General features: G+C 68.6%; 19 protein-coding genes. 9 read left to right on the forward strand and 10 right to left on the reverse strand.

Annotated features, from left to right (window positions below):
- Positions 1-186: 186 nt before the first annotated feature.
- Positions 187-969 (reverse strand): sulfite exporter TauE/SafE family protein, encoded by a 783-nt coding sequence (locus ASD77_RS04695; RefSeq protein ID WP_235578477.1) that lies wholly within the window; start codon positions 967-969, stop codon positions 187-189.
- Between the two features lie 78 nt (positions 970-1,047).
- On the opposite strand from ASD77_RS04695, the gene ASD77_RS04700 reads away from it, so the two are divergent.
- The 3 genes from ASD77_RS04700 (at position 1,048) to ASD77_RS04710 (ending at position 5,126) form a co-directional block, all read left to right on the forward strand.
- Complete coding sequence (locus ASD77_RS04700; protein WP_082563127.1) at positions 1,048-3,009, forward strand: transglycosylase SLT domain-containing protein; 1,962 nt, start codon at positions 1,048-1,050, stop codon at positions 3,007-3,009.
- A gap of 133 nt (positions 3,010-3,142) precedes the next feature.
- Complete coding sequence (locus ASD77_RS04705) at positions 3,143-4,372, forward strand: multifunctional CCA addition/repair protein (RefSeq protein WP_055938033.1); 1,230 nt, start codon at positions 3,143-3,145, stop codon at positions 4,370-4,372.
- 91 nt (positions 4,373-4,463) lie between these two features.
- Positions 4,464-5,126 (forward strand): DUF3011 domain-containing protein, encoded by a 663-nt coding sequence (locus ASD77_RS04710; protein ID WP_055938036.1) that lies wholly within the window; start codon positions 4,464-4,466, stop codon positions 5,124-5,126.
- A 56-nt stretch (positions 5,127-5,182) separates the two neighbouring features.
- On the opposite strand, the gene ASD77_RS04715 is transcribed toward ASD77_RS04710, so the two are convergent.
- From ASD77_RS04715 to ASD77_RS04725, 3 genes are read right to left on the reverse strand one after another with little or no spacing between them, the layout of a single operon-like run.
- A complete protein-coding gene (locus ASD77_RS04715) occupies positions 5,183-5,827 on the reverse strand; it encodes an MliC family protein (protein WP_055938039.1) in 645 nt (214 codons plus the stop codon).
- A gap of 56 nt (positions 5,828-5,883) precedes the next feature.
- Positions 5,884-7,143 carry a HAMP domain-containing sensor histidine kinase gene (locus ASD77_RS04720; protein WP_055938042.1) on the reverse strand — a complete coding sequence of 420 codons (1,260 nt, stop codon included), beginning with the start codon at positions 7,141-7,143 and terminating at the stop codon, positions 5,884-5,886.
- Positions 7,140-7,832 carry a response regulator transcription factor gene (locus ASD77_RS04725; RefSeq protein WP_055938045.1) on the reverse strand — a complete coding sequence of 231 codons (693 nt, stop codon included), beginning with the start codon at positions 7,830-7,832 and terminating at the stop codon, positions 7,140-7,142. Before ASD77_RS04725 ends, ASD77_RS04720 begins: the two co-directional genes overlap by 4 nt.
- A gap of 134 nt (positions 7,833-7,966) precedes the next feature.
- Here ASD77_RS04725 and ASD77_RS04730 point away from each other — a divergent pair, with 134 nt between their 5' ends.
- The 5 genes from ASD77_RS04730 (at position 7,967) to ASD77_RS04750 (ending at position 13,301) form a co-directional block, all read left to right on the forward strand.
- Entirely contained in the window at positions 7,967-9,673 is a 1,707-nt protein-coding gene (locus tag ASD77_RS04730; protein ID WP_055941054.1) for a glycosyltransferase family 39 protein, read from the forward strand.
- Positions 9,674-9,857: 184 nt separating this feature from the next.
- On the forward strand, positions 9,858-10,526 hold the full coding sequence (locus ASD77_RS04735) for a phosphatase PAP2 family protein (protein ID WP_055938048.1): 669 nt from the start codon (positions 9,858-9,860) through the stop codon (positions 10,524-10,526).
- Positions 10,523-12,190: a phosphoethanolamine--lipid A transferase gene (locus tag ASD77_RS04740; protein ID WP_055938050.1), complete on the forward strand. Its 1,668-nt coding sequence runs from the start codon at positions 10,523-10,525 to the stop codon at positions 12,188-12,190. The genes ASD77_RS04735 and ASD77_RS04740 overlap by 4 nt, the downstream gene beginning before the upstream one ends.
- Before the next feature lie 26 nt (positions 12,191-12,216).
- Positions 12,217-12,948 carry a glycosyltransferase family 2 protein gene (locus tag ASD77_RS04745; protein WP_235578478.1) on the forward strand — a complete coding sequence of 244 codons (732 nt, stop codon included), beginning with the start codon at positions 12,217-12,219 and terminating at the stop codon, positions 12,946-12,948.
- Positions 12,945-13,301, forward strand: coding sequence for a lipid-A-disaccharide synthase N-terminal domain-containing protein (locus tag ASD77_RS04750; protein ID WP_055938058.1), 357 nt, complete (start codon positions 12,945-12,947; stop codon positions 13,299-13,301). Before ASD77_RS04745 ends, ASD77_RS04750 begins: the two co-directional genes overlap by 4 nt.
- Here the strand turns inward: ASD77_RS04750 and ASD77_RS04755 are convergent, their stop codons facing one another.
- Entirely contained in the window at positions 13,302-14,354 is a 1,053-nt protein-coding gene (locus ASD77_RS04755; protein ID WP_268793361.1) for a PQQ-dependent sugar dehydrogenase, read from the reverse strand. It abuts the gene before it with no gap.
- A 25-nt stretch (positions 14,355-14,379) separates the two neighbouring features.
- On the opposite strand from ASD77_RS04755, the gene ASD77_RS18020 reads away from it, so the two are divergent.
- Positions 14,380-14,622 (forward strand): hypothetical protein, encoded by a 243-nt coding sequence (locus ASD77_RS18020; protein ID WP_156383468.1) that lies wholly within the window; start codon positions 14,380-14,382, stop codon positions 14,620-14,622.
- Between the two features lie 39 nt (positions 14,623-14,661).
- Here the strand turns inward: ASD77_RS18020 and ASD77_RS04760 are convergent, their stop codons facing one another.
- From ASD77_RS04760 to ASD77_RS04780, 5 genes are all read right to left on the reverse strand, one after another.
- Positions 14,662-15,930 carry a PQQ-dependent sugar dehydrogenase gene (locus ASD77_RS04760; RefSeq protein ID WP_082563129.1) on the reverse strand — a complete coding sequence of 423 codons (1,269 nt, stop codon included), beginning with the start codon at positions 15,928-15,930 and terminating at the stop codon, positions 14,662-14,664.
- A gap of 68 nt (positions 15,931-15,998) precedes the next feature.
- Positions 15,999-17,069: a DUF5009 domain-containing protein gene (locus ASD77_RS04765; protein ID WP_055938070.1), complete on the reverse strand. Its 1,071-nt coding sequence runs from the start codon at positions 17,067-17,069 to the stop codon at positions 15,999-16,001.
- A 10-nt stretch (positions 17,070-17,079) separates the two neighbouring features.
- On the reverse strand, positions 17,080-18,225 hold the full coding sequence (nagA, locus tag ASD77_RS04770) for an N-acetylglucosamine-6-phosphate deacetylase (RefSeq protein ID WP_055938073.1): 1,146 nt from the start codon (positions 18,223-18,225) through the stop codon (positions 17,080-17,082).
- Complete coding sequence (locus ASD77_RS04775) at positions 18,222-19,256, reverse strand: SIS domain-containing protein (RefSeq protein WP_055938077.1); 1,035 nt, start codon at positions 19,254-19,256, stop codon at positions 18,222-18,224. Before ASD77_RS04775 ends, nagA begins: the two co-directional genes overlap by 4 nt.
- Positions 19,253-20,320 carry a LacI family DNA-binding transcriptional regulator gene (locus ASD77_RS04780; protein ID WP_055941057.1) on the reverse strand — a complete coding sequence of 356 codons (1,068 nt, stop codon included), beginning with the start codon at positions 20,318-20,320 and terminating at the stop codon, positions 19,253-19,255. The genes ASD77_RS04775 and ASD77_RS04780 overlap by 4 nt, the downstream gene beginning before the upstream one ends.
- Positions 20,321-20,329 lie beyond the last annotated feature (9 nt).

Consider the following 20,329-nt stretch of genomic DNA (forward strand, 5'->3'; position numbering starts at 1 on the left):
GCACGGCCAACGCCTAAAGCGGCTTGCCCTTCGTTGTAAAGAATATGTAAAAGGGCCACAACGGAAACAAGTCACCCTTTTGAAGATGGTAACGCTGATTATCTGCGGGTAAATACGATTACCTGGAGTTTATGCACGCCATCGTCACGGGGATTAACAACTAAATGCGTGTAGCACGCATGGGACTCAGCCGCTGGTGATGATCGCGATCCCCATCACCACCATGAAGACCGCGAACACGCGCTTCAGCGCCTTGCCCCCGATGTGGTGGGCGAGCCGGGTGCCATAGGGCGCCGCGAGTACGGAGGCGATGGCGACCCCGATGGCCGCCGGCAGATAGATGTAGCCCACCGCGTGCGCCGGCAACGCGCCCGGGGGCGCATGCACGGCATACCCCACCGCGCTGGCGATCCCGATCGCCACGCCGCAGGCACTCGATGTTCCCACCGCGCGCACCGGCTGCACGCCACGCCACACCAGCAGCGGTACGGTCATGCTGCCGCCCCCGATCCCGACGACGGCCGACACGGCACCGATGGCGGAGCCGGCCACGCTCATTCCCGGTCCGCGCGGCGCGGGCACGCCCCGTCCTTCCGGATGCGCATGGCCGCCGAGCGTCATCTGCGCACCCGCGATGAAGCAGTAGCCCGCCACGATCCAGCGCAGCACCCCGTCATCCAGGTGGACCGCCAGGCCGCTGCCCAGCCAGCCGCCGAGCAGCAGGCCCGGCACCATCCAGGCCACCGTCGGCCACAGCACGCTGCCGCGACAGTGGTGCGCGTACGCCGATGACGTGGCCGTCAGCACGATGCTCGCCAGCGAACTCGCCAATGCGGCATGCATCGCGGCCTCTTTCGGAATCCCATGCATGGGCAGGAGCCAGGCCAGCGCCGCGACCAGCACCAGGCCTCCACCGATGCCCAGCAAGCCCGCGAGCAGGCCGGCCAGTACGCCGAGCAACGGAAACATCCACACACCTTCCACGCGCCACCTCGTTGTCATGCCTTGTCTACAGGTCGGTTCAGCCGGCTTGGGTATAGTCCCGGCATGATCCGTCCTTCAGCTTTCATCGTACTCGTTGCCCTCGCCGGCCTGTGCTCCGCGCCGACCCTGCATGCGCAATCCCTCGACACCCAGCGACCCGCGATGCGCGATGCGCTCGCGGCCGCAGAAGCTGGCCGGTTCGACGCCGCCACCTCTTCCTCGCTTGCCCGCCACCCGCTGTACGGCTGGCTGGAACTGGCCGCGCTGCGCCGCGATCCGGATGCCGTCACGACCACCCAGGCGCAGGCCTTCCTGACGCGCTACGACGGCCAGGCCGTCGCCGTGCAGTTCCGCAACCTCTGGCTGGCCGCACTCGCGCGGCGCCAGGACTGGCCCACCTTCCTCGCCGCGTGGAAGCCGACCGACAGCGTCGCCCTGCAATGCGCGCACCTGCAGGCACGGCAGGCGACAGGTCGCACCGATCCCGCGTGGACGGAGCAGGCGCAAACCCTCTGGCGCAAGGGTGCCAAGTCGCTGCCCGACGGCTGCGACCCGGTGTTCAACGTGCTCGCCAGCCAAGGCGGACTGACACCGGCCCTGCGCTGGGAACGCATCGAGGCCGCGGCCGCCGAGCGCCAGACCGGGGTGATGCGCAGTGCCGCCCGCGGCTTGCCGGGCGATGACGCCGCCCTGGCCAACGACTACGCCGCCTTCATCGACGCCGTCCATCCGCGCGCGCTGAACTGGCCCAAGACCGACCGCAGCCGCCGGATGGCCGCGCACGGCCTGGCGAAGCTCGCCCAGAACGATCCCGACACGGCCGAACGCCTGTTGCCGCAGTACGCCGACGCGCTGGCCATGGGCGAAAGCGAGCGTGGCCAGGTGCTGTACCAAGTCGCCTTGTGGACGGTCGCCTCGTACGGACCCGATTCCGCACGCCGGCTCGGCAACGTGCCGGAGTCGGCGTACGACGAGCGCCTGCACGAATGGCGCGTGCGCGACGCGCTGGCGCGCGGCGACTGGCCCGCGGCGCTGGCCGCGCTGAGGAAGATGCCGGCGACGCAGCGCAATGATTCGCGCTGGCGCTACTTCGAAGCGCGCATGAGCGAGAAGACCGGCGATCGCGCCGGCGCGCAGCGGCTGTTCCGCGAAACCGCGACCAGCCCCACCTTCCACGGCTTCCTCGCCGCGGACCGGCTGGAACAGCCGTATGCGCTGTGCGCCTGGATTCCCAACGACGCCGCTACCGCCAAGCAGGCCGTCGCCCGCGACCCCGCCATCGTGCGCGCGATGGAGCTGTGGCAGCTGGAGCGGCCGGGCTGGGCGACGGCGGAATGGAACGAGGCGCTGTCGCGCTTCGACGACACCCAGCGCCGCATCGCGGTGGGCGTGGCGCAGGACAACGGCTGGTTCGACCGCGCGGTGTTCTCGCTGGGCAAGCAGCCGGACGAACAGCGCCTGTACCAGTTGCGTTTCCCGCTGCACCACGGCGACACCATCCGGCGCGAGGCGGCCAAGCACGACATCGACCCGGCCTGGGTCGCCGCCGAGATCCGCGCCGAGAGCATCTTCAATCCGAAGGCGCGCTCCGGCGCCAATGCGATGGGCCTGATGCAGGTGCTGCCGTCCACCGGTGCGGGCGTCGCCAAGCGATGGGACATCCCTTACGCCGGCGCGGCCAGCCTGTACGACGCCGACACCAACATCGCCATCGGCACTGCCTACCTGCGCGAGATGGAAGACAAGTACGCGGTGCCGTACGTGGCCATCGCCGCCTACAACGCAGGACCGGCACCGACCGCGCGCTGGCAGGCGCAGCGGCCGGGGTTCGATCCGGACATCTGGATCGAGACGATCAGCTACAAGGAAACCCGCGAATACGTGGCACGCGTACTGGCCTTCAGCGTGATCTACGACTGGCGACTCAACGGCACCGCGCTGCCGGTCAGCGACCGCCTGATGGGCCGCGTGCAGGCCAAGCGGAAAGCCTTCACCTGCCCGACGGCGCATATGCCGAAAAGCTGAGGGCCGAGGGTGGCGCTTTCCTGTGGGAGCGACGTAAGTCGCGAATCAGGTTCGCGTGACGCCATCGCGACTTACGTCGCGCCCACAGCGCTCGGCGCAGACAGTGACGTTACCGATCCGGCATCATGCCGGCATGAAGATCTATCTCGTCGGCGGCGCGGTACGCGACCGGTTGCTGGGCCTGGCGCCCGGTGACCGCGACTGGGTCGTGGTCGGCGCCACGCAGGCGCAGATGGAAGCGCAGGGGTTCAAGGCGGTCGGGCGCGACTTTCCGGTGTTCCTGCATCCGGACACCGGCGAGGAGTACGCGCTGGCGCGTACCGAGCGCAAGAGCGGTCGCGGCTATCGCGGTTTCGTCGTCGATGCCGATCCCTCGGTGACGCTGGAAGAGGACCTGCAGCGCCGCGACTTCACCGTCAACGCCATCGCGCAGGACGAAGACGGCACCCTGGTCGATCCCTGCGGCGGCGCGCGCGACATCGAGGCGCGCGTGCTGCGCCACGTCGGCCCGGCCTTCTCCGAAGATCCGTTGCGCGTGCTGCGCGCGGCACGCTTCATGGCCCGCTTCGCCTCGCTGGGTTTCACCGTCGCGCCGGAGACGATGGCGCTGATGCGCGCCATGGTCGCCAGCGGCGAGCTGGACACGCTGGTGCCCGAACGCGTCTGGCAGGAACTCCGCCGCGCGCTGGCATCGGCCACGCCGTCGGCCTTCCTCGCCACGCTGCGCGCCTGCGGGGCGCTGGCGGTGGTACTGCCGGAAGTCGATGCGCTGTACGGCGTGCCGCAGCGCGCGGAATACCACCCGGAGGTCGATACCGGCCTGCATCAGGAAATGGTCAGCGACATGGCGGCGCGGCTCGCGCCCGGCGATGCGCGCATCGGCTTTGCCGCGCTGGTGCACGACCTGGGCAAGGCGTTGACGCCGGCCGACGTACTGCCCAAGCACATTGGCCACGAACACGCGGGCGTGGCGCCGGTGATCGCGCTGTGCGAACGCCTCAAGGTGCCGCTCGATCATCGCGAGCTCGCGGTGATGGCCTGCCGCGAGCATCTCAATGTGCATCGCTTGGCCGAGCTGCGCGATGCGACCGTGGTTGAGCTGCTCACCCGCTGCGATGCGTTCCGCCGGCCGGAACGCATCCCGTGGCTGGCCACCGTCTGCGAGGCCGACAAGCGCGGCCGCGGCGGCCAGCAGGAAGCCGACTATCCGCAAGGACGGACGCTGGTGCGCCTGCACCAGGCCGCGCTGCAGGTCAGCGCGCGCGAGGTGGTGCGCGAGGGCATGACCGGGGTGCAGATCGGGGAGGCGCTGCAGGCGGCGCGGGTGGTGGCGGTCAGGCAGCAGCGGCAGACGGACGGCTGAGGTCTCGCCTCACATTTGGCGGCGTCCCGCAGTATCGTGGCCGCGCGGCCGGACAGGCCGCGCCCTCCCGCCGCCATCCGAAGGACCCGTCATGGAACCCACGCGCATCTTCCTGTCCGCCTGCCTCGCCGGTGCCGGCCTCTGGGCCGCCGACGCCCGCGCCGACGACTACGTCACCTGCGAGAGCCGCAACGACCGCTACCAGAGCTGTCCGATCGATACCGCCGGCTACGTGACGCTGGACCGCCAGCTGTCCGGCACGGCGTGCACGCAGGGCCGCACCTGGGACTACAACCGCCGCGAGATCTGGGTCGACGACGGCTGCCGCGCCACGTTCCGCGTGCACACCAGCTCGTCGGGCCACCACGACGACAACCACGACGCCAAGGTCGCGGCCGGCGTGCTGATCGGCGCGGCCATCCTCGGCGCCATCGCGCACAACGCCAACAAGAACGACGACAAGTACGAAGACGACCGCTACCAAGGCGCACGGCACAGCTCGTACGTGCCGTCGTGGATGATCGGGACGTTCGAGGGCTACAACCCGGTGTACGACCGCGACGTCACCCTGACCGTCAGCGCCGACGGACGCGCCACCGCGCGCACGCGCGACCAGACCGTCAGCGGCTGGATCAACGACGGCCGCCTCAATGTGGGCAACACCTCGTTCGACATCGACCAGTCGCGCGACGGACTGGTGACCACCCAGGTCGGCGACCGCCACAACGAAGTCCGCTACCGCCGCGTGCGCTGAGGCGGTCGTCTGGCGCAGGCGCGGCCGCCCTCGCGGCGACCGCACCTGCCACGGCGTCACGGCACCGGCTTGCAGCTCAGCTTGTTGCCGAAGAAATCCACCGAGGCTTCGCCCTGGTGTTCCCAGTATTCGATGCCGACGCGCCCGTACTTGGCGCCGCTGGCGGCCGGCTGCGGGAACACGATCGCCTGGTCATTGCCCCAGGTCATGACGGCGGCGGGCGGATCGATGTCGTTGTAATAAACCATCGTGAACGGCAGGCGGTTGTCGCTGCAGCGGTACTCGACCGGCGTCGGCACCACCATGCCCGGCGTCCCGATGGCCAGTTCGACCAGGCGCGTGCGGTAGGCCTCCAGCACGCACAGGCGCTGGTCCTGCTGCTTCCAGCAGTCGTCGCGGCCCTTGGCCCAGCCGCGCTGCACCGCCGGGTCGACGTCTTTTCGTTCGGCATAGCGTGTGGCCAGTTGGCGATCCAGCGCTGCGAGTTCGGCGTCGCCGCACACCAGTTTCTCGGCGGCGCTCTCGGCCTTGGCGCAATCGAAGGACGGTGGTGCCATCGCGGGGGCGTTCGCCACCGGCCGGGGCGATGCCTCCGGTGCGACGGTGGCCGGCGGCTCGGCGATCGCCGGCGCGGGCGGCGGCGTGGCGGGCTTGCAGGCCGCCAACAGAATCAGGACCAGACAGGCGAGCGACCGCTTCATGGTGATGTCCTCGTGGGGCGTGACGGATGCTAACGCCGGCGGGGCGAAAGGCGGCGTCAACGCGCGATCCGCAGGCGGCTGATCGTGCCGCGTCCCGGCGCCGACTGGATCGACAATGTCCAGCCGAGGTGTTCGCACAGCCGTGCCAGCAGGTCCAGGCCGATGCCGCCGCCCTCGCGGCCACCGCCGCGCGCCATCTGCGCGTACAGGCGGCTGATGTCTTCAGGCGTCATGCCATGGCCGGGATCCTGCACGGTGACGGTCGCGTCCGCATCCAGCCCCACGCGGATCTCGCCACTGTCGCTGTTCTCGATGGCATTGCGCAGCAGGTTGCCGATCGCCGATTGCACGATGTGCAGCGGCGCGGACACGCTGCACGGCGCCAGCGTTTCCACGACCACCTGCAGGTCCTTGCCCGCCATCAGATGGCGGTGGTCCTCGATGATGTCGGGCAGCAACTCGTGCAGGTGCACGAGTTCGTTGCTGCGCGACAGGCGCGCGGGATCCTTCGCCAGCGCGAGCAGCAGGGCGATCAGCCGCTCGACATCGCGCGCGGTGCGGTGGATGCGCTGCACCTGCTGGCGCGCGGGTGCCGGCAGCGCGGGTTGGTCGAGCGCCAGTTCGCTGGCGCCGGCGATGATGGCGATGGGCGTGCGCAGTTCGTGGCTCGCGGTGTCGATGAAGACGCGCTCGCGCTCGACGAAGGCGTCCTGCCGGCGCAGGTAGTCGTTCAGGGCGCTGGTGATGACGTGCAGCTCGGAGCTCGCGCCCGGACTCACGACGACGCGCTGGCCGGCGTGGTCCGGCGACAGCGCGCCGATGTCGCCGGCCAGGTCGGACAACGGGCGCAGCGCCTTGCGCACGCCGCGGGCGGCCAGCACGCCGATGACCGCCAGGGCCACCAGCGCCAGCAGCAGCGAACCGGCGATCAGCATCTCCTCCACGGTCTCGATGCCGGTGATGTCGCGCACGACGAAGTAGTCCACGCCGCGCACCCGGTTGACCAGCACCACGTTCTCGCGCCCGCCGAACCAGAAGTCGTCGTGCACGCCCTGCGGCAGCATCGACAGCCCCGGCGGCGGTGGACGGCCGGGCACCTGGTACAGCTGCATCGACGCGGTGTCCTGCCAGACGTGCTGCGGGTCGGCATCCTGCCGCTGCAGGTGCTGCACGATTTCCCGCTGCAGCAGCGACTTCCAGATCCGGTCCTCGAGGAAGTCGTCGGCGAAGACCAGCACGATGACCACCGCCAGCAACGCGGCGTAGCCACCGAGCAAGCGCCGGATCTGCGCGTGCAGGCTGCGGCGCGGCGTCATGCCTGCCGCGCCTCGTGCGGCACCGCCAGCCGATAGCCGGTACGCGGCAGCGTCTGGATCAGCTTGACCGGGAACGGGCCGTCGATGCTGCGCCGCAGTTCGTAGATATGCGAGCGCAGCATGTCGCCGTCCGGCGGATCGTCACCCCACAGGGCGTGCTCCAGTTGCTGGCGGGTGACCGCGGCGGGACTGGCCTGCATCAAGGTCTCCAGCAGCTTGCGGCAGGCCGGATACAGGTGCAGCGCCTGGCCGGCGCGGGTGACTTCCAGCGTCGCCAGGTCCAGCGTCAGGTCGTGCACCTCCAGCACCTTGCGCCGCTGCCGGCCGTGCACGCGCGCGAGCAGCGCCTCCAGCCGCACTTCCAGTTCGGGCAGTGCGAACGGTTTGGTCAGGTAGTCATCGGCGCCGGCACGGAAGCCGGAAATCTTGTCGGGCAGTTCGTCGCGTGCGGTCAGCATGATCACCGGCACGTTGACGTCGTGGTCCTCGCGCAGGCGGCGCAGCACTTCCGGCCCTTCCATGCGCGGCAGCATCCAGTCCAGCACGATGGCGTCGTAGGCCTGGGTGGTGGCCAGGTGCAGCCCGGTAATGCCATCGGGCGCGGCGTCCAGCGTGTGGCCGCGCGCCTCGAAGTAATCGAACAGGTTCGCCACCAGGTTCCGGTTGTCTTCGATCACCAGCAGCCGCATCGGCAGGACCCGCGCCAGGAAGAGGGACCGGCAGCATCGCCGGCCGGACGTCGAAGCGACGTCGGAGCTCCGACGAAACTCCTACGCCGCATCATCCACGATCATGCGCCCGACTGCAGACGGTCATGCCGCCGATGCGACCGACGCCGTTCCGACACGCCCCCCGCTGGCAGACGCCGCTGCTGGCCCTCCTGCTGGTGTGGGCGCTGCTGGCCGGCCTGGGCCTGCGCGAGCCGATGCCGGCCGACGAGCCACGCTTCGTGCTGGCCGCGCGGACCATGATCGAGACCGGGCAGTGGCTGTTCCCCCATCGCGGCATCGAGCTGTACGCCGAGAAGCCGCCGACCTTCATGTGGCTGCAGGCCGCCAGCTATCGGCTGGTGCGCGACTGGCAGGTGGCCTTCCTGCTGCCGTCGCTGCTGGCGGCGTTGCTGACGCTGTGGCTGTCGGGCGATCTCGCGCGCCGGCTGTGGGGGCGCCGTGCCGTGCCGTACGCGGTGTTCGGCCTGTTCGTCTGCCTGCAGTTCGCGCTGCAGGCCAAGCGCGCGCAGATCGACATGGTGCTGGTGGGCATGACCACGCTGTCGCTGTGGGCGCTGCTGCGCTACCTGTTGGAGAAGCCAAGCGCGTGGCTGCTGGCGCTGGGCACGTTCGCCGCCGGACTGGGGACGGTGACGAAGGGCGTGGGCTTCCTGCCGCTGCTGGTATTCCTGCCGTGGCTGTGGGTGCGCGTGGCGTCCCGACGCGCGCTGCCGGCCCATCGCGGCCTGCATGCGCTGGCCGGCGTGGCGGGCTTCATCGCGGGCGCGGGCGTCTGGCTGGTGCCGATGCTGGCGGTCGCGCTGTCGTCGTCCGACCCCGCCCTGCACGCCTATGCGCGCGAGATGCTGTTCAAGCAGACCGGCACGCGCTACGCCAACGCCTGGCATCACGTGAAGCCCGCCTGGTACTACCTGCAGACCATGCTGACGCTGTGGCTGCCCGGCGTGCTGCTGGCGCCGTGGCTGCTGCCGGCGTGGTGGCGACGGCTGCGCCGCGCCGATCCGCGATACGCGCTGCTGCTCGGCTGGGCGTTGCTGGTGCTGCTGTTCTTCAGCGCCAGCCCGGGAAAGCGCGAGGTCTACATCTTCCCGATGCTGCCGGCACTGGCGGTGGCGGCAGCGCCGTTGCTGTCCGGTCTGCTGCGGCGTCGCGCCGTGCGCGTGGTGCTGTGGGTCTACCTGGCGGTGCTCGCGACGGTCGCCGGCGTGTTGGGCGGATGGCTGCTGGCAGCGTCGCCTGAGCGCGTGCAGGCGCTGGTCGACGGTCGTGGCATGGACATCGATACGGTGGCGCAGCTGGGCCGGTGGCTGATCGGCTTCGCCGCCATCGCGATGGTCGTGATGATCGTCGCGCGTCGGCGGGTGGCGGTGGCGCTGGTCGCGGTGACGGCGGCGCTGTGGACCGCGTACGGGATGGGCTTCATGCCGGCGCTCAGTCCGGACAGTTCGGCCAGGGCGCTGATGCAGCGCGTCGGTGAACGCATCGGTCCGGACGCGGAACTCGCCCTGCTGGGTTGGCGCGAACAGCACCTGCTGCAGGCCGACCGGCCGGTCACCGAGTTCGGCTTCAAGCGGCCCTGGGTAGAACAGTGGCAGCACGCGCATGCGTGGTTGCTGGAAGCGCCGGACCGGCGCTGGCTGTTCCTGCGCAAGGACGCCATGGGTCCATGCCTGGATCCGGCGCGGGTCATCGACATTGGCGCGTCCAATCGCCGCGCGTGGATCCTGGCGCCAGGCACCGCGTGGATCGCCGGCTGCGACGTGCCGGCCACCTGGTCCGCCGACGTCGGCGAAGACTGAATACCGCACAACATCACCACGCCCAAACGTCGACGCGCACCGCGCTTAACGCGGCTCCGACACCGGTCCGACCGCGTTACGACAACGCGGCGGCGAGCATGCGCGCACCCTGTGTCGCGCGCTCCGCATGTCCGCCTCTCCGACGTCCCTTTCCGTTTTTCCCGCGAAGCGCTTGCCCGGCCTGATGCCGGTTTCGGTGATCCTGCTGGCGGCGGCGTGGATGGCCGCGCAATCGCTCGACCAGCCGTGGGCATCGTGGCTGTTCCACCAGCAGGGCGATGCGTGGTCGCTGAAGCGCGACTTCATGCTGGAGACGGTGCTTCACCGCGGGGGCCGCCTGGTGAGCCAACTGGCATGGGCCGGCGTGTTGATGGCGACGCTGGTGTACTGGCGCACACCCTCGGCGCACGCCTGGACACGCCCTGCGGCGCGCCTGCTGATATCCGTGCTCGCGTCCACCGCGTGCGTGGCCTGGTTGAAAGCTACCACGCACATGGACTGTCCATGGGATCTCGTCGGCTTCGGCGGCGAACGTCCCTTCGTTCCCCTGTTCGCACCCCGTCGCGTCGAACTCGGCACGCCAGCCTGCTTTCCTGCCGCGCATGCGGCCGGTGGCTACGCGTGGGTGGCGCTGTACTTCTTCTTCCTGCATGCCGCGCCGCGCTGGCGCCATGCCGGACTGGGCGCAGGCTTGCTCGCTGGCATCGTCTTCGGCCTTGCGCAACAGCTCCGGGGCGCCCACTTCCTGTCGCACGACATCGCCAGCCTGACGATCTGCTGGGCGGTGGCCTGCGGCGTCGATCGCATCGGGACATGGCTCGCATCGCGCAGCCAGGGGCAGGATCGCGCATGAGTGCCTCGGTTCTCGACCATGCCGCGCTGCCATCCCGCTGGCGGCGCCTCTGCGCGCTGCTGGCTGTCCGCCCGTGGATGTCGGCGGAAGCGCTCATCCTGCTCGCTTGCCTGTATTTCACCTTGTTCGCCAACCCGGAGTTCTGGCGGGCGGCCGCGCCGCAGCCCTGGCAGCAAGGGCGATGGACGTTGTCGCTGTTCCTGCTGGTGACCGCCGTGCATGGCGTATGGCTCTCCCTGCTGGTCTGGCGGCGCACGGCGCGGATCGTCCTGTCGCTGCTGGTGCTGACGGCTGCGATGGCCGGCCACTACATGTCGGCGTACGGCATCTACATCGATGCCGACATGGTCCGCAACGTGCTGCACACCGACTGGCGCGAGGCCAGCGACCTGGTGGGTGCCGACTTCCTGCTGCCGTTGCTGGCGGCTGTTCCTGCGCTGTTGGTGATCTGGCGCGTGCGCGTACGGGAGCGGCGCTGGACGCGGACGCTGTCCGCACGGGCACTGTTCCTCATGGCCATGATGGGCGTGGGTGTGCTCGGCATCCTGCCATCCACCCAACAGCTGACCGCGTTCCTGCGCAACCAGCGCGAGGTCCGCTATCTGGTCACGCCGGCGAACGTGCTGGTGTCGCTGGCCAAGGTGGTGAGCGAGGAACCGCCCGGCCACAAGCGCGCGTTGCTGCCCATCGGCGAGGATGCCGTGCAGTCGCCCGCCGCCACCATGCGGCGGCCGCGCCTGCTGGTGCTGGTCGTGGGCGAGACCGCGCGTGCGGCCAACTGGGGCTTCAACGGTTATGCACGCCAGACCACGCCGGAACTGGCGAAGCGCGATGTCCTCAACTTCCCGCATGTGGCCGCCTGCGGCAGCAGCACCGAAGTGTCGCTGCCCTGCATGTTCTCGCCCTGGGGGCGCGAGCGGTACGACGAGAAGGAGATCCGCAGCCATCAGTCGCTGCTGCACGTCCTGCAGCGCGCGGGCGTGGCCACGCTCTGGCGCGACAACCAGTCGGGCTGCAAGGGCGTCTGCGATGGCCTGCCGGTCGAGGACCTGCATGCGCGCAGCGATGCAGGCCTGTGCAACGGCAAGCGCTGCCATGACGGCATCCTGCTCGCGGGCCTGGCGGACGCGGCGCACCGCCAGAAAGGCGACCAGGTCATCGTGCTGCACATGCTGGGCAACCATGGGCCGACCTACTCCGAGCGCTATCCCCCGGACTTCGGCGTCTACTCCCCCGTCTGCACCACCTCCGACCTGGAACGCTGCACGCGCGCCGAGATCACCAACGCCTACGACAACGCCCTGCGCTACACCGACCACGTGCTCGCGTCCGCCATCGACCAGTTGACGGGCCTGGAAGGCTACGACACCGCCCTGCTGTACGTCTCCGACCACGGCGAGTCGCTGGGCGAGAAAGGCCTTTTCCTGCACGGCATGCCTTATTCGATCGCGCCCCGCGAACAGCTGGAGGTGCCGATGGTTGCCTGGTTCTCGGCGGGATGGCGCCAGTCCACGCATCTGGACGACCGCTGCCTGCGACGGCAGGCGACAGCCGAACACACGCACGACGATCTGTTCCACACCGTCCTGGGCCTCACCGACGTGAAAACCACGCTTTACCGCCCGGACCACGACATTTTCCTGACCTGCCGGAGCGCACGCTGATGATTCTTCCATCACCTTCGTCTGCCATGAGTCTGTCCGTCGTTATTCCCGTCTTCAACGAACGCGACAACATCGGCCCGCTGGTGCATGAAGTGGTGAAGCACCTGCGCGGCCGCGTCGCGTTCGACGTGATCTGCGTGGACGACCATTCCGAGGACGATACCCGCGACGTGCTGGCGGCGCTGAAGGCCGAGGTGCCGGAGCTGCGCGTGCTGCTGCACCTGCAGCGCAGCGGCCAGAGCGCGGCGATCCGCACCGGCGTGAAGCAGGCGCTGTCGCCGTGGATTGCGACGCTCGACGGCGACGGCCAGAACGACCCGGCCGACATCCTCAAGCTGCTGGCCGCGCGCGAGGCCGCCGACCCGCGGACCCGGCTCTTCGCCGGTTGGCGCGTCGACCGCAAGGACACCGCCAGCAAGCGCTGGGCATCGCGCTGGGCCAACCGCATCCGCCAGTACCTGCTGCGCGACGACACCCCTGACACCGGCTGCGGCATCAAGCTGTTCGAACGCGCCACGTTCCTCGAACTGCCCTACTTCGACCACATGCACCGCTACCTGCCGGCACTGATGCAACGTGCCGGCTGGAAGACCGTCAGCGTGCCGGTCTCGCACCGTCCGCGCCGTTCGGGGCAGTCCAAGTACACCAACCTCGGGCGCGCCCTGGTCGGCATCCGCGACCTGATGGGCGTGTCGTGGCTGATCCAGCGCAGCCACGTGACGCCGATCAGCGAGCTCAACACCGGGCGCACGCCATGAGCGCGATGGACAAGGAACTGCTGTGGCTGGGCTGGACCGGCCTGCACATGACGCCGTGGAAGCTGATCGGCCTGGCCGGCGCCGGCATGTTCGGCGCGCGCTGGGTGGTGCAGTTCGTCGCTTCGCGGCGCGCCCGGCGCCCGGTGATTCCGCGGCTGTTCTGGTACATGAGCCTGGCCGGCAGCCTGATGGCGCTGAGCTACTTCCTGTTCTCGTCGAAGCAGGATGCGGTGGGCGTGCTGCAGAACCTGTTGCCGGCGTTCACCGCCGCCTACAGCCTGTTCCTGGACGTCCGCCATGGCCACGAGCAGAAGCTCGCCGCCCATGACAGTGCGGCGCATCCGGCGCGCTGATCAACTGCGGTTCGGCGTGAGCTTCAGCAGGCGTCCGCCGCCGCCATCCTCCAGCAGCCACAACGCACCATCGGGCCCCTGCTCGACTTCGCGGATGCGCCTGCCCATCGGGTAACGCCGCGACTCGCGCGCCTGCGTGCCGGTGAACTCGATCTCGACCAGCGCCTGCGACGCCAGTCCGCCGATGAACCCCTTGCCGCGGAACCACGGGAACAGGTTGCCGGAGTAGATGACGAAGCCCGCCGGTGCGATCACCGGGGTCCACCACGCTTCGGGCGCATTGAAGTCGGGACGCGTGGGGTGGTCGGGGATGTTGGTGCCGTCGTAGTGGTTGCCGTTGGAGACCACGGGCCAGCCGTAGTTGCTGCCGCGCTCGATCAGGTTCAGTTCGTCGCCGCCCGCCGGTCCCATCTCGTGCGTCCACAACCGGCCACCATTGTCGAAGGCGATGCCCAGCAGGTTGCGGTGGCCCAGCGTCCATACCTGCGCCGCGATGCCGCCCTGCGCGGCGAACGGATTGTCCGGCGGCACGCTGCCGTCGTCGTTGAGGCGGATCAGCTTGCCGAGCGAGGACTGCAGGTCCTGCGCCGGCGTCATCACCTGGCGATCGCTCGAGGTGATCCACAGCTTGCCGTCTCCGCCGAAGGCCAGCCTATGGCCGTAATGACCCTCGCCGTTGACCTTGGGCAGCTGGCGCCAGATCACCTGCAGGTTCGACAGGCTGCCGCCATTGCCGCTGGCGTCGAGCTGCAAGGTCGCACGCGCCACCGCCGCGCCCCGTGTGCTGTTGCTGCCGGCCTCGGCATAGCTGAGGTAGACCAGACGGTTGTCGGCAAAGCGCGGATGCAGCAACACGTCGCCGAGTCCGCCCTGTCCGCCGTACGCCACGGCCGGCACGCCGATGATCTCGCCCACCTGGCCGGTGGCGACGTTCGCCAGGCGCAGCTTCCCGGACTTTTCGGTCACCAGCAGCCGGCCATCGGGCAGGAAGGTCATCGCCCACGGTTCGTTGAACGTGGCCACCGGGGTGCTGGTGAACGGCGGGTCTGGCACTGCTCGGGCGCGTGAAAGACCCGCCATGACCCGGCCGCCATCGGGCTCTGCGGCCGGTGTCGACACGGGCGACCGCTGCGCCGGTGATCCGCCCACCACCGCGGTCGCGGTCCTCGCCGCCACGACGGCGTTGATTCCCTCCTGGTCCACGGTCGCCCGTTGGCAGGCCGTCAGCAGTAGGCAGCAAGCCAACAACGAAGAAATTCTCATCGGGGGAACTCCGAAGGGGTCCTCGCCTTTTTACTCCAACGACGCGAAGAAGACGTGATATCCGGGAAGCCCAGAAAACCGACGCGCGTTCATGCACTCAATTAAGGGACGGAGCCAATCTCCATAACCGTGCTTCAGCCCCAGACTCCATGGCCCATACAGATCCGTCCGGCGCCTCTTCGATCTCTTTGATTGGCCTAAGCATCCCGATACGGGATATCTCACTCACCTCATCACCGCTCAACTTCACATGGATGATGCTGGAAACCAGCTCGCCACTTATCAGTGCATTCCCCTGCAACTCAGGGAACATTCTTCCCGAGTGTACAATCATGCTCGCAGGACCAATACGGTCCCTCCACCAGAGTTTCGGCGCAATGAAGGATGGCTGGGTCTCGTGCTGGGGCAGCGTCGGACTATCCTTGGCTGCTATCGGATATCCGTAATTTCCCGCGCGTTCCAAGAGGTTCAATTCATCTGCAGCATTTCCACCATGCTCCAGCACCCAGACACGTCCGGTTGCGTCCGCCGCCATTGCATCGGGCCGACGATGACCCAGCGACCAAAAGTACTTCGCGTAATAGTCATTAAGTTCGATGAACGGATTGTCCGCAGGAACTCGTCCATCGTCTTCTACGCGGAATATCTTGCCGTCGTCCAATGTCAGGGATTGGGTTCCGCCCCGGAATGGCCCGGATATATACAGCTTTCCGTCGCGGCCAAACGCCATGCGGCAGCCGTACTCTTGAGAAGGGAATCCAGCGATGCTTGCCACAACATCCTGCAGGCCGACCAAGTAATAAATCCCGTCTTGGCCAAGAATTAGCCGCGCTCGCTTAACTCCAAGGGAGTCGCGACCACTCGCGCCGCGTACGATCGTACACAGATAAACAGTCTCGTTTTCCGAGAAATTGGGGTGCGCCACGACATCGGCAAGCGAGTTTATGAAGTACTCGTCGGGCACCCCCGTCACTCTGTGCACGCTACCATCGGCGACGCGCATGAGTTTCAGGGTCCGCGGAAATTCCGCTACCAGCAACAGATCCTCGTTAAGGAACGCCATTGCCCTGGGCTGCCTGAATCGCCCTTTTTCAGTCATTGAGAATCGCGAATCCGGCATCGCCATCACCGGTGAGTTTCCGCCCGTGACTCTGACCTCTTGCTCTGTAGCCAACACCGGCTGCTCGGCCGCCACGGTCGTGCCCGCATCGAATCGAGGAAGCCGCGAGGGAAGATGCGCGGGCATCGCAGCCCCGTCAACTGGCTCTGTGACCAGCGCCCTGATCTTGTCGTCACCAGAAGGCTCTGCAGAGCACGCCGCCAGCAAGAGCCCCACGACCAAGAAAGCCAGCATCCGATTAGCCATTCTTCACTCCTTGCGAGATCCCATATCAGGCCAAGCGCGCTTGTCCATCATCCGCGCTTCGTCAAGATTCAGATTTTAAGATACCACCCACGCCGGTCCAAGATCGCCAGAAGCACCCACCACACGCCGACGAAGGCCAGTGCGAACGCAAACGAGGGTACGTAGGCGCCGAAGCGCGGCGTCATCCAGTCGGCGAAGCCCTGCTGGTACAGCGGCCCCATCCAGCCCAGGCCGAGCAGCACGTAGGTCATCACCGCAGCACCCACGTAGGCCGCGATCGCGTTGGCGCCGAAACGGCGACCGATCGCCGGCCAGCCCCGCCGGTCCACCAGCGCATGCGCTAGCGTCAGCGCGAGCGCCGCGCAGCCTGCCGTGAACAGCACGTACGACGAGGTCCACAGCGCCTTGTTCAACGGGAACAGCGGAGACCACGCTAGCCCGAGCAGGATCATGGCGACGACGGCGGCACCGAGCGTGCGGGTCGCGCCCGCGCGCAACCAGCCGCCGGCACGCACGCCGAGTAAGGTGGTGGCGATGGCGGGCAGCGTGGTTAACAACCCTTCCGGATCCTGTCCGCGCATCGTGGCGGCATCCCACTCATACAGCCAGGGTCCGAACAGCAAGGTATCCACGCGCGCGGCCAGGTGGCTAAACGGCGCGTAGCCCCAGGGCGCCATCACCGCCCAGTAGCCGGCGAGCAGCGCCACGATCAAGGCCCACTGCGCGCGCGGCCGCAGGTACAGCACGACCACGCCGACAATGGCGAAGCACAGGCCGATGCGTTGCAGCACACCCCAGGGCCGGAACGAAGGCCGATCGAGCAGCAGGAAGGCGAGCAGATGCAGCGCCAACCCCAGCGCGACGATCTTGGTGGCCCGCCACAGCACGGCACGCACCAGCACCGACCGTGGCACGCCCGCTTCCGCCCGCGGCACCACGCCCAGTGCGATCGACACACCGACGATGAACAGGAAGAACGGGAACACCAAGTCGGTCGGCGTGACGCCATGCCATGGCGCGTGCAGCAGCGGCGCGTACACATGCGACCAGTCGCCCGGCGTGTTGACCAGCAGCATCGCGGCGACCGTCAGGCCACGCAGCGCGTCGACGGACGCGAACCGGGCCGGCACGACGCTCATTCGGCGGCGTTCACTCGCCGCCGATCCACGTACCGATCACCTGCAGGTCGGCATCCAGCGCCACCAGGTCGGCGCGATAGCCCGGCGCGATGCGGCCGTGCGTATCGCCCAGTCCAAGGAACTCGGCCGGATACGTCGAGGCCATGCGTGCGGCTTCCTCCAGCGGCAGACCGATCAGCCGCACGCTGTTGCGCACGGCGGTGGCCATGTCCAGCGCGGAGCCGGCCAGCGCACCGGCGGCATTGCGCACCACGCCATCGACGGCGGTGATGGTTTCGCCGTACAGGTCGAAGGCGGGATCGTCGGAGCCGACCATCGGCATCGCATCGGTCACCAGGAACACCTTGCCGCGCGGCTTGGCCGCCAGCGCCACGCGCAGGCTGGCCGGATGCACGTGTACGCCATCGACGATCACGCCGCACCAGCAGCCATCGTCTTCCAGCGCGGCGCCGACGGCACCGGGCTCGCGCCCCTGCAACGGCGACATCGCGTTGTAGAGGTGGGTGAAGCCGGAGACGCCGGCGTCGATGCCGGCACGGATCTGTTCGTACGTCGCCGCCGTGTGGCCCGCGACGACGATGGCGCCGCGCGCGACCATCGTGCGGATGGTGTCGGCGGGCACCTGTTCCGGCGCCAGCGTCAGCAGCGTCACGCCATTGTCGAGCGAGGTGGCCATGGCCACTTCGTCCGCGCCCGGCACGCGGAATTTCGCCGCATCGTGCGTGCCCTTGCGCGCAGGGGCGATGTACGGCCCTTCCAGGTGGATGCCGAGCACGCCGGGCACGCCCTGCGCGATGGCGTCGCGGGTCGCCTCGATGGCGCGCGCCATCACCTCGGCATCGTCGCTGATCAGCGTCGGCAGCAGGCCGGTGGTGCCGAAGCGGCGATGCGCCTGCGCGATGGTGCGGATCGCCTCGACGCTGGTGTCGTTGTTGAACAGCACGCCACCGCCGCCGTTGACCTGCGCGTCGATGAAGCCGGGCACCAGCGTGGCGCCCTGCAGGTCGTGGCGGACGACATCGGCGGAGAGCGCCTCGACCGCGACGAGGTCGGCGATCAGGCCGTCCTGCATCAGCACCGCCAGGCCCTCGACGAAGCCGTCGGGCGTCAGCACACGCGCATGGCACAGGGCGGTGGCGGGGTGCGTGGCGTTCATACCGTCTCGGTGACCTTGTTGAGGTGCGGCGGCACGTCGGGGTTGTAACCCCGGCGCAGCGCCAGCGCGTTGATCGCGCGGTAGAAACTCTGGATGGTCAGCAGCGGCGCGCAGGCCGGATGCGGCGCTTCCACCAGCGGAAGATCGCCCTGTTGCGACGCCACCCACACCTGCGCGCCACGGCCGCGGAACTCCTGCGCCAGCGCCAGCATGCCGGCTTCGGTCTCGTCCGGCTGCGCGAAGCACAACACCGGAAACCCGGGGCCGACCAGCGCCATCGGCCCGTGCTTCACTTCCGCCGAACTGTAGGCTTCGGCATGCAGGCCGCAGGTTTCCTTGAACTTCAGCGCGGCTTCCTGCGCTGCCGCAAGGCCCAGGCCGCGGCCCAGCACGAAAAGATTGTGCGCACCGACCAGACCTTCCGTCAGCGGCGACCAGTCGGCCTGCCAGGCGCGCTGCAGCGCGTCGGGCAAGGCGAGCGCGGCATCGTGCAGCGGCGCCTCGTCCTTCCAGTACGCGGCCAGTTGCAGGATCGCCGCGAGCGAACCGAGATAACTCTTGGTCGCCGCCACGCTGCGCTCCGGCCCTGCGTGCATCGGCAGCACGGTGTCGGCCAGCTGCGCCAGCGGCGAATCGGCGACGTTGACGATGGCCACCACGCGCGCACCGGCGTCCTTCGCGGCGCTCGCATTGCGCAGCAGGTCGGGACTCTTGCCCGACTGCGAGATCACCAGGTACAGCGCGCCCGCCAGGTGTTGTTTCGCTTCGTACACCGAGCCGACCGACGGCGAGGCGGACGCGGTCACCACGCCCAGCTGCGTCTCGAACAGGTATTTGGCGTAGGTGGCGGCATGATCGGAACTGCCACGCGCGCAGGTCACGACGAACGGCGGCGGCGTGCGACGCAGGTCGGCGGCGAGCGCCTGCACGGTATCGGCGTTGCGCGCGTACTGGTCGGCGATGATCGCAGAGGCCTGGGCGGCCTCTTGGTGCATCAGGGTGTCGGCGGGGGCGGGGAGCGATGGGGTCATGGCGAAGTGGATTCGGGTCGTTCCGTGCGCGGCCGGACCGGCGCGGTGGAGCCACGCACCACCAGTTGCGGCACGAAGCCCTGGTTGTGCACGGGGGTGGGGTGGTCGTCGTAAGCGTCGGTGCGCAGGCCGGCGATCAGCAGGCGCGCGGCCTGCTTGGCGATGTCCTGCGTGGCCTGCTTGGCGGTGGTCAGCGGCGGCCACGACTGCTTGGAAAACGGGCTGTCCTCGAAGCCGGCGATGGACAGGTCGTAGGGCACGTTCATGCCGGCCGACTTGGCGGCGGCCAGCACGCCGGCGGCGATCTCGTCGTTGGAACCGAAGATCGCCGTCGGCGGTTCGCGCAGCGCCAGCAGCCGGCGTGCGCCGCGGAAACCGTCGTCGAAGGTGTAGTCGCCCGGCACCACGAGATGCTTGTCGAGGGTGATGCCGTAATCCTTCAGCGCCTTCTCATAGCCGGCGTAGCGCTCGGTACTCGACCGGTGCGCCAGCCCGCCCCAGAGGAAGCCGATACGCTGGTGGCCGAGCTGGATCAGGTGCTCGGTGATCTGGTACGCGGCATCACGGTCGTCCACGTAGACGCACGGCAGTCCGTCGTCCGGATCTTCGGTGGCGGCGATGATGCGCACCAGCTTGACCCCGCGCGCGGCAAGCGCCGTGACCAGGTCGGCACGCTCGGACATCGGCGCGGTCAGCACCAGCCCGGCCAGGCGCGAGCGCTGCACGAACTCCACCAGTTCTTCCGCCAGCAGCGGCGAGGTGGAATCCACCGGATGGATCTGCAGGCCGAAGCCGGTTTCCTTGCACGCCGCCAGCACACCGTTCTGCACGCCGATGATGTGGTACGGGTTGGGGTTGTCGTAGACCAACCCGATCACGAACGGCGTGCCGCTGCGCAGGTTGCGCGCGGACTGGTCCGGTTCGTAGTCCAGCTCGGCGATGGCGTGCAGCACGCGCGCACGCGTGCCCTGCAGCACCGACGGTTCGTTGTTGATGACCCGGGACACGGTCTTCAGCGAGACCTTCGCGCGTTCGGCGACGTCCTTGATGGTGGGTCGGCGCATGGGCGTTTC

It is taken from the genome of Pseudoxanthomonas sp. Root65, assembly GCF_001427635.1.
Taxonomy (GTDB): domain Bacteria; phylum Pseudomonadota; class Gammaproteobacteria; order Xanthomonadales; family Xanthomonadaceae; genus Pseudoxanthomonas_A.